Origin of the sequence: Bacillus sp. SIMBA_074 (assembly GCF_046534555.1) — a bacterium.
Classification (GTDB): Bacteria; Bacillota; Bacilli; order Bacillales; family Bacillaceae_G; genus Bacillus_A; species Bacillus_A mycoides.
This window is the reverse complement of the sequence record NZ_JAWRYM010000756.1, coordinates 1-260: the sequence shown is the minus strand read 5'-3', so window position 1 is coordinate 260 and position 260 is coordinate 1. Positions and strand designations below refer to the sequence as shown.

Sequence of the window (260 nt, the reverse complement as noted above, 5' to 3'; positions counted from 1 at the left end):
AGCATATGGTCGGTGCCCCCCGCCGAGCCGCCCGCCCAGGCGACCGCGCCGGGGTCCTCGCGGAGCGCCCCCAGCAGGTCGTCCAGCGTTGCGTACTCAGACGCCTCCGGCACGACGATGACCTCGTACTCGGCCATCAGCCGGGCGATGGGCGTGACCTCGGCAAGCGTCACGACCGACTGGTTCGTCAGCACCGAACCGGACATCACGAGCCCCATCATCATCAGCAGGTCGTCCGCGCCGCGCTCGCTGCTGACAAG

General features: G+C 70.0%; 1 pseudogene. It reads right to left on the bottom strand.

Annotation, left to right across the window (positions count from 1 at the left end):
* Nucleotides 1-260 (bottom strand): annotated as a pseudogene (locus tag SB773_RS32810) (hypothetical protein); the annotation flags it as partial.